Origin of the sequence: Methylotenera sp., assembly GCF_030684185.1 — a bacterium.
GTDB lineage: Bacteria > Pseudomonadota > Gammaproteobacteria > Burkholderiales > Methylophilaceae > Methylotenera.
This window is the reverse complement of record NZ_JAUXOY010000029.1, coordinates 1-7105: the sequence shown is the minus strand read 5'-3', so window position 1 is coordinate 7105 and position 7105 is coordinate 1. Positions and strand designations below refer to the sequence as shown.

Genomic DNA, 7105 nt, shown 5'->3' with positions numbered 1-7105 from the left:
TGCCAGGTGATAACGTATCAATCACCGTCACATTAATCTCACCAATCGCGATGGAAGAAGGCTTACGCTTTGCGATCCGTGAAGGTGGCCGTACTGTGGGTGCTGGTGTGGTAGCAAAAATTATCGAGTAATTTTGTAATTGGTAGTTTAATTAAACGGCAGAGTGAACTCTGCCGTTTCGCTCTTTGAAAAGCAGTAAATATGAAAGGCAGTAAAAAATGGCAACTCAAAAAATTCGTATTCGTCTTAAAGCATTTGATTATCGTTTGATTGATCAGTCGGCTCAAGAAATCGTAGAAACTGCTAAACGTACTGGCGCGGTTGTAAAAGGTCCGGTTCCATTGCCAACACGCATTGAACGTTTTGATATTTTACGTTCACCACACGTCAATAAAACTTCACGTGATCAGTTCGAGATTCGTACACATCAACGTTTGATGGATATCGTTGATCCTACTGATAAAACAGTTGATGCATTAATGAAGCTTGATTTGCCTGCTGGCGTAGATGTTGAAATTAAACTTTAGTTTTACATTATCTTACCTAAAGTAGAAGTAAATTACATCTTGTAAAGCAATTCAGAGTTCGGTATAATCCGCGCTCTTTCACAGAAGTCGGTCAATTGTAATCGACTTTTTAACTAAATAATAAGGATACGATCATGAGCTTAGGGCTTATTGGTCGCAAGGTGGGTATGACCCGCGTGTTTACTGATGATGGCGCAAGCATCCCAGTAACCGTGTTGGAAGTTGTACCTAACCGTGTGACACAGATCAAGACGATCGCAAGCGATGGCTATACGGGCCTTCAGGTTGCTTACGGTACACGTCGTGCTAGCCGCATCAACAGTGCATTGACTGGGCATTATGCCAAGTCTGGTTCTGCTGCAGGTGCTGGTATACATGAATTCCCAGTGACTGGTGATGTTTTAGCTAATTACACTGCTGGTGCAAATATCACTGTTGATATTTTCCAAGCGGGTCAAATAGTTGACGTGACTGGCATTTCTCTAGGTAAGGGCTTTGCTGGCGCTATCAAGCGTCATCACTTTAAGTCTAACCGTGCATCACACGGTAACTCTAAATCACATAACGTACCTGGTTCTATCGGTATGGCGCAAGATCCGGGTCGAGTATTCCCTGGTAAGCGCATGCCTGGGCACTTAGGTGCTACTAAAGTCACTACACAGAACCTTGAAATTGTTCGTGTTGATGTTGAGCGTAACCTTTTGCTGATTAAAGGTGCAATCCCTGGTTCTAAGGGCGGTGACGTAGTTGTACGTCCGGCTATTAAAGCTAAGCTTCAGAAGGGGATGAAATAATGGAACTCAAATTACAAGACAAAAACGGCAAGGCTGTTAAAAAAGGCGTAACTGTATCTGATGATACTTTTGGTCGCGCTTTTAACGAGGCTTTAGTGCATCAAGTTGTTGTCGCTTATATGGCAAATGCCCGTACTGCAACTCGCGCACAAAAAGGTCGTGGTAATGTTGCACATACTACGCACAAGCCGTACGCGCAAAAAGGAACGGGTAACGCGCGTGCTGGTATGACGTCTAGCCCAATCTGGCGTGGAGGCGGTCGCGCATTCCCTAATTCGCCAGATGAAAATTTCAGCCACAAAGTAAACCGTAAGGCTTACCGTGCGGGTATGCAAACAATTTTGTCTGAATTGGTACGTCAAGAGCGTTTAAATGTAGTTGAAGAATTTGTTGTTACTACACCTAAAACTAAGGCTTTGGCTGAAAAAATAAAAGGCATGGGTTATGAAGGCGCTGTATTAGTGCTTACCGATGGTTTTGACGAGAATTTATATTTATCTTCACGTAACCTAATTAACGTTATGGTGGTTGAAGCGCAATACGCTGACCCGGTCAGTTTGGTGCGTTTCCCGAATGTTGTGGCAACAACTGCAGCAGTGAAGAAACTTGAGGAGATGTTAGCATGATGACCGCTATTACTAAAACTCAAGATCGCTTGTTGCAAGTTATCTTAGCCCCACAAATTACAGAAAAAGCAACTTATATTGCTGATAAGCATCAGCAGATTGCGTTTATTGTGCGTACCGATGCAACTAAACCAGAAATCAAAGCAGCTGTCGAGCTTGTTTTCAAGGTTGAAGTTGATAAAGTTGCTACGATTAATGTTGGTGGTAAAACAAAGCGCGCTGGCAAAAGTACGGGCAAGCGTAAAGACTGGAAAAAAGCTTATGTAAGCTTGAAGCCAGGCCAAGAAATTAACTTCGCAGCGGCTGAATAAGGAGAGATGAGATGGCATTAGTTAAAGTCAAGCCAACGTCCCCGGGTCGTCGTGGTGTAGTCAAGGTGGTAACACCTGACCTTTATAAAGGTAAACCACACGCACCGCTGTTGGAAAGTCAAAGCAGGCATGCTGGCCGTAATAATAACGGTCATATTACAACGCGTCACCAGGGAGGCGGTCATAAGCAGCATTATCGCTTAATTGATTTCCGTCGTAATAAAACTGGCATCCCGGCCAAAGTGGAGCATATTGAGTATGATCCAAACCGCACTGCACACATTGCATTGCTTTGTTATGCAGATGGTGAGCGCCGTTACATTATTGCCCCGCGTGGTGTAACTGCTGGTATGCAGTTAATCAGTGGTTCTGAAGCGCCTATTAAAGTGGGTAATGCAATGCCGCTACGTAATATTCCAGTGGGTAGTACAATTCATTGTATAGAGTTGCAGCCTGGCAAAGGAGCGCAGATTGCTCGTTCAGCAGGTACTTCGGTGCAATTGCTAGCGCGTGAAGGTGCATATGCTCAATTGCGTTTACGTTCAGGTGAAGTTCGCCGTGTACACGTTGATTGCATGGCAACTTTAGGTGAAGTTGGAAATGAAGAGCATTCACTTCGTTCAATTGGTAAAGCTGGCGCGATGCGCTGGCGTGGTGTTCGCCCAACCGTCCGCGGTGTGGTGATGAACCCGGTTGATCACCCGCACGGTGGCGGTGAAGGTAAAACAGCTGCTGGTATGAACCCAGTTAGCCCATGGGGTGTTAAAACTAAAGGTTATCGTACACGTAGTAGTAAACGTACCGATAACATGCGTATTAGTCGTCGTCCGAGAGGCGTAAGGTAATTTATGGCACGTTCACTTAAAAAAGGTCCATTTATTGATGGTCATTTGGCAAAAAAAGTAGAGGTTGCAGCTGCAACACGCGATCGTAAACCAATTAAGACTTGGTCACGTCGTTCTACAATTTTCCCGGATTTTATCGGTCTTACTATTGCAATTCATAATGGTAAGCAACACATTCCAGTGTTGATTTCTGAAAACATGGTAGGTCACAAGCTCGGTGAATTTGCGTTGACACGTACATTCAAAGGTCATGCAGCCGACAAAAAAGCTAAGAAGTAGGAGCTGAAGATGCAAGTATCTGCAATATTAAAAGGTGTTCATCTCTCTCCTCAAAAGGCTAGATTGGTGGCAGACCTTGTTCGAGGTAAGAAAGTGGATCACGCACTCAACATTCTTAATTTCACGCCTAAGAAAGGCGCTGAAATCATTAAGAAGGTTGTTGAATCTGCAATCGCAAATGCTGAACATAACAATGGCGCCGATATTGACGAATTGAAAGTAACTTCAATTTATGTTGATAAAGGTATTGTGCTTAAACGTATTCGTCCACGTGCAAAAGGCCGCGCTGGTCGTATTACTAAACCAACCTGTCACATTCATGTGACTGTCGGTAACTAAGGGATAATCATGGGTCAGAAAATTCATCCAATTGGTTTCCGTCTGAGTGTCCAAAAAAACTGGTCCTCACGTTGGTATGCCAATAGCAAGAACTTCCCTGCAATGTTGCAAGGTGACATTAAAGTACGTGAGTTCTTAAACAAAAAGTTAGCAAGTGCGGCGGTTAGCCGTATTTTGATTGAGCGTCCTGCAAAGAACGCAAAAATCACTATTTACAGTGCGCGTCCTGGTGTTGTTATCGGTAAAAAAGGTGAAGACATTGAGTCTTTGCGCGCAACTTTACAAGGTTTAATGGGCGTACCAGTTCATTTAAACATTGAAGAAGTGCGTAAGCCTGAAATTGATGCAACATTGATTGCACAATCAATTGCTCAACAACTTGAAAAACGTGTGATGTTCCGTCGTGCTATGAAGCGTGCAATGCAAAATGCAATGCGTCTTGGTGCTCAAGGTATCAAAATCATGAGTTCAGGTCGTTTGAATGGAATTGAAATTGCGCGTACTGAATGGTACCGCGAAGGCCGTGTGCCATTACATACGCTACGTGCAGACATTGATTACGGTGTTGCCGAAGCGTCAACCACATACGGTATTATCGGTATTAAAGTTTGGGTATTCAAAGGCGAAATTTTTGCTGGTAATGCGCAAGCTCCAATTGGTGCTACCGTTACTCCAGTTGCTGAGCCAGAGAAAAAAGTAAGAAAGCCGAGGGCTAAAGATGCTACAACCGTCTAGACAAAAATATCGTAAGATGCAAAAAGGCCGTAACAAGGGCATTGCAACTACGGGTAATAAAGTAAGTTTTGGTGATTTTGGTTTGAAAGCAGTCGGCCGTGGCCGTTTAACTGCTCGTCAAATTGAAGCTGCTCGTCGTGTAATGACTCGTCATATTAAACGTGGTGGTCGTGTATGGATTCGCATATTCCCAGATCAACCAATTTCTAAAAAACCTGCAGAAGTGCGTATGGGTAATGGTAAAGGTAGTACAGAGTACTACGTTGCTCAAATCCAACCAGGTAAAATGTTATACGAGATGGACGGAGTAAGCGAAGAGCTTGCACGTGAAGCGTTCCGCTTGGCTGCTGCGAAGTTGCCAATTGAAACGACATTCATGACTCGCCAAATCGGTAGTTAAGAAAGGTACGCTAATATGAAAGCAACCGATTTAAGAGCAAAAAGCGTTGAAGAGTTAAATGCAGAGTTGATTGAATTGCGCCGTGCGCAATTCTCGCTTCGTATGCAAGTAGCTACTCAACAATTATCTAAAGTAGATCAGCTAGGTAAAGTACGCAAAGATGTAGCGCGTGTGAAGCTTGTATTGGCTGAGAAAGCAAAACAGGCATAACTATGACTGAAACAACAAAAGTAGTACGTAGCCTTTCTGGCCGCGTTGTAAGTGACAAAATGGACAAGACTGTTACGGTATTAGTTGAGCGTAAGGTTAAACATCCTCTTATTGGTAAAGTTGTACGGCAGTCTAAGAAGTTTCATGCTCATGATGAAACTAATAGCTGCAAAGAGGGTGACTTGGTGACTATTGTTGAAAGTCGCCCACTTTCTAAAACTAAGGCTTGGGTTGTTAAGGCGGCTTAAGTAGGTATCTAGTTTAGAATTATTGCGTAATTGTTATCAATAGTAATTGCGCAATAACATGTATCGAGTTATAATGTTTGGCTATTTAGGCGAGCGACTTTCTGTAAAATTTAAGTCTTAAGCTCTCGCCCCAATACTGACCGGGTCTATCGGCCGTGTTAACTGAAAGATAAGTTTCAGTTAAAAATGGCTGGTGTTGGTTTTAACGGATTAAGTTGGAGAGTATTCTCATGATTCAAATGCAATCTCGGCTAGAAGTTGCCGATAACACTGGTGCGCGCTCTGTGCAATGCATCAAGGTGTTAGGTGGCTCTAAGCGTCGTTACGCTGGAATAGGCGATATCATTAAGGTGAGCATCAAAGATGCTGCGCCCCGTGGTCGCGTTAAAAAAGGCGAAGTTTACAGCGCGGTAGTTGTGCGTACTGCTAAAGGTGTTCGTCGTCCAGACGGTTCTTTGGTTAAGTTCGACGGCAATGCTGCAGTACTGTTAAATAATAAGCTAGAACCGATTGGTACCCGTATATTTGGGCCAGTAACGCGTGAATTACGTACTGAAAAATTCATGAAAATCGTTTCATTAGCGCCAGAAGTGTTGTAGGAGTTTACATGAACAAAATTCGCAAGGGTGATCAAGTCATCCTAAATACCGGTAAAGACAAAGGTAAGCAAGGTGCTGTTATTGGTATTCTTGATTCAGGTCATGTTGTTGTTGAGGGTCTTAACTTGGTTAAGAAACACGCAAAAGCAAACCCGATGAAGGGTATTGCTGGCGGCATCATTGCTAAAGAAATGCCATTAGACATTTCTAACGTTGCTTTATTTAACAGTGCGACCCAAAAAGGTGATCGCGTAGGCTTCAAAACATTGGATGATGGTCGCAAAATTCGCGTATTCAAATCTAATGGTGAAGCAGTGGACGCATAGGAAGAGTTATGGCGCGCTTAAAAGATTTTTATAAAGACTCAGTTGTTAAATCTATGACTGAGCAATTTGGTTACACTTCAGTAATGCAAGTACCTCGCATTGATAAAATCACTCTTAATATGGGTGTTGGTGAGGCTGTTGCAGATAAGAAGGTAATGGAACACGCTGTTGGCGATATGGAAAAAATTGCAGGTCAAAAAGCAGTTGTAACTAAAGCTAAAAAATCAGTGGCTGCATTTAAAATTCGTGATGACTATCCTGTAGGTTGTAAAGTAACTTTACGCCGTGAGCGCATGTACGAGTTCTTAGATCGTTTGGTTACTGTAGCTATTCCACGTATTCGTGACTTCCGCGGTATTTCTGCGAAGTCATTTGATGGTCGTGGTAACTACAACATGGGTGTTAAAGAGCAAATCATTTTCCCTGAAATTGAATACGATAAAATCGATGCAATTCGTGGAATGAATATCACTATTACAACTACTGCGAAAACGGATGAAGAAGCAAAAGCTTTGCTTGCTGCGTTTAGTTTTCCTTTCAGAGGTTAAGTCATGGCTAAAACCTGTATGACAGAACGCGAAATTAAACGTCGCGCAACTGTAAGTAAATTCGCTGTAAAACGTGCTGCACTTGAAGCGGCAATGAATGACGTTACTGCTACTGCTGAGAGTCGCCTTGAAGCGCGCATGAAATTTCAAGCGCTTCCACGTAACTCTAGTCCGGTTCGTCTTCGTAATCGTTGTGCTTTAACTGGTCGCCCACGTGGTGTGTTTAGTAAATTCGGTATTGGGCGTAGTAAATTACGCGATTTAATGATGAGTGGCCAAGTGCCAGGCGTCACTAAAGCCAGCTGGTAATAGGAGGAT

Annotated in this window: 15 protein-coding genes and 1 pseudogene; all 16 read left to right on the top strand. The window is 43.2% G+C overall.

Annotated elements, in window-relative coordinates; genetic code table 11:
- Positions 1-131: pseudogene (locus tag Q8J82_RS12120) on the top strand (elongation factor Tu); the annotation flags it as partial.
- Between the two features lie 87 nt (positions 132-218).
- Complete coding sequence (gene rpsJ, locus Q8J82_RS12115; protein WP_304890121.1) at positions 219-527, top strand: 30S ribosomal protein S10; 309 nt, start codon at positions 219-221, stop codon at positions 525-527.
- Between the two features lie 134 nt (positions 528-661).
- Positions 662-1321 carry a 50S ribosomal protein L3 gene (rplC, locus tag Q8J82_RS12110; RefSeq protein ID WP_304890120.1) on the top strand — a complete coding sequence of 220 codons (660 nt, stop codon included), beginning with the start codon at positions 662-664 and terminating at the stop codon, positions 1319-1321.
- Positions 1321-1947 carry a 50S ribosomal protein L4 gene (gene rplD / locus Q8J82_RS12105; RefSeq protein WP_304890119.1) on the top strand — a complete coding sequence of 209 codons (627 nt, stop codon included), beginning with the start codon at positions 1321-1323 and terminating at the stop codon, positions 1945-1947. Before rplC ends, rplD begins: the two co-directional genes overlap by 1 nt.
- Positions 1944-2258, top strand: coding sequence for a 50S ribosomal protein L23 (gene rplW, locus Q8J82_RS12100; protein ID WP_304890118.1), 315 nt, complete (start codon positions 1944-1946; stop codon positions 2256-2258). The genes rplD and rplW overlap by 4 nt, the downstream gene beginning before the upstream one ends.
- Before the next feature lie 11 nt (positions 2259-2269).
- Positions 2270-3103: a 50S ribosomal protein L2 gene (gene rplB / locus Q8J82_RS12095; protein ID WP_304908108.1), complete on the top strand. Its 834-nt coding sequence runs from the start codon at positions 2270-2272 to the stop codon at positions 3101-3103.
- A 3-nt stretch (positions 3104-3106) separates the two neighbouring features.
- Positions 3107-3382, top strand: a complete 276-nt coding sequence (rpsS, locus tag Q8J82_RS12090; RefSeq protein ID WP_015831300.1) for a 30S ribosomal protein S19 — start codon at positions 3107-3109, stop codon at positions 3380-3382.
- Between the two features lie 9 nt (positions 3383-3391).
- Positions 3392-3721 (top strand): 50S ribosomal protein L22, encoded by a 330-nt coding sequence (rplV, locus tag Q8J82_RS12085; RefSeq protein ID WP_013147044.1) that lies wholly within the window; start codon positions 3392-3394, stop codon positions 3719-3721.
- Between the two features lie 9 nt (positions 3722-3730).
- Positions 3731-4456: a 30S ribosomal protein S3 gene (gene rpsC / locus Q8J82_RS12080; RefSeq protein ID WP_304890116.1), complete on the top strand. Its 726-nt coding sequence runs from the start codon at positions 3731-3733 to the stop codon at positions 4454-4456.
- Entirely contained in the window at positions 4440-4856 is a 417-nt protein-coding gene (gene rplP / locus Q8J82_RS12075; RefSeq protein WP_013147046.1) for a 50S ribosomal protein L16, read from the top strand. Before rpsC ends, rplP begins: the two co-directional genes overlap by 17 nt.
- A gap of 15 nt (positions 4857-4871) precedes the next feature.
- A complete protein-coding gene (gene rpmC, locus Q8J82_RS12070) occupies positions 4872-5066 on the top strand; it encodes a 50S ribosomal protein L29 (protein ID WP_013147047.1) in 195 nt (64 codons plus the stop codon).
- A gap of 2 nt (positions 5067-5068) precedes the next feature.
- Positions 5069-5314: a 30S ribosomal protein S17 gene (gene rpsQ / locus Q8J82_RS12065; protein WP_304890115.1), complete on the top strand. Its 246-nt coding sequence runs from the start codon at positions 5069-5071 to the stop codon at positions 5312-5314.
- Positions 5315-5544: 230 nt separating this feature from the next.
- Entirely contained in the window at positions 5545-5913 is a 369-nt protein-coding gene (rplN, locus tag Q8J82_RS12060; protein ID WP_013147049.1) for a 50S ribosomal protein L14, read from the top strand.
- Positions 5914-5921: 8 nt separating this feature from the next.
- Positions 5922-6239 (top strand): 50S ribosomal protein L24, encoded by a 318-nt coding sequence (rplX, locus tag Q8J82_RS12055; protein WP_304890114.1) that lies wholly within the window; start codon positions 5922-5924, stop codon positions 6237-6239.
- Between the two features lie 8 nt (positions 6240-6247).
- Positions 6248-6787 (top strand): 50S ribosomal protein L5, encoded by a 540-nt coding sequence (rplE, locus tag Q8J82_RS12050; protein WP_304890113.1) that lies wholly within the window; start codon positions 6248-6250, stop codon positions 6785-6787.
- A gap of 3 nt (positions 6788-6790) precedes the next feature.
- A complete protein-coding gene (gene rpsN, locus Q8J82_RS12045) occupies positions 6791-7096 on the top strand; it encodes a 30S ribosomal protein S14 (protein ID WP_304890112.1) in 306 nt (101 codons plus the stop codon).
- Positions 7097-7105: the final 9 nt, after the last annotated feature.

Coding starts and splice junctions, on each gene's coding strand:
- rpsN (WP_304890112.1), top strand. CDS start 6,791: ATGGCTAAAACCTGTATGACAGAACGCGAAATTAAACGTCGCGCAACT.
- rpsC (WP_304890116.1), top strand. CDS start 3,731: ATGGGTCAGAAAATTCATCCAATTGGTTTCCGTCTGAGTGTCCAAAAA.
- rplN (WP_013147049.1), top strand. CDS start 5,545: ATGATTCAAATGCAATCTCGGCTAGAAGTTGCCGATAACACTGGTGCG.
- rplD (WP_304890119.1), top strand. CDS start 1,321: ATGGAACTCAAATTACAAGACAAAAACGGCAAGGCTGTTAAAAAAGGC.
- rpsS (WP_015831300.1), top strand. CDS start 3,107: ATGGCACGTTCACTTAAAAAAGGTCCATTTATTGATGGTCATTTGGCA.
- rpsQ (WP_304890115.1), top strand. CDS start 5,069: ATGACTGAAACAACAAAAGTAGTACGTAGCCTTTCTGGCCGCGTTGTA.
- rpsJ (WP_304890121.1), top strand. CDS start 219: ATGGCAACTCAAAAAATTCGTATTCGTCTTAAAGCATTTGATTATCGT.
- rplC (WP_304890120.1), top strand. CDS start 662: ATGAGCTTAGGGCTTATTGGTCGCAAGGTGGGTATGACCCGCGTGTTT.
- rplB (WP_304908108.1), top strand. CDS start 2,270: ATGGCATTAGTTAAAGTCAAGCCAACGTCCCCGGGTCGTCGTGGTGTA.
- rpmC (WP_013147047.1), top strand. CDS start 4,872: ATGAAAGCAACCGATTTAAGAGCAAAAAGCGTTGAAGAGTTAAATGCA.
- rplW (WP_304890118.1), top strand. CDS start 1,944: ATGATGACCGCTATTACTAAAACTCAAGATCGCTTGTTGCAAGTTATC.
- rplX (WP_304890114.1), top strand. CDS start 5,922: ATGAACAAAATTCGCAAGGGTGATCAAGTCATCCTAAATACCGGTAAA.
- rplP (WP_013147046.1), top strand. CDS start 4,440: ATGCTACAACCGTCTAGACAAAAATATCGTAAGATGCAAAAAGGCCGT.
- rplV (WP_013147044.1), top strand. CDS start 3,392: ATGCAAGTATCTGCAATATTAAAAGGTGTTCATCTCTCTCCTCAAAAG.
- rplE (WP_304890113.1), top strand. CDS start 6,248: ATGGCGCGCTTAAAAGATTTTTATAAAGACTCAGTTGTTAAATCTATG.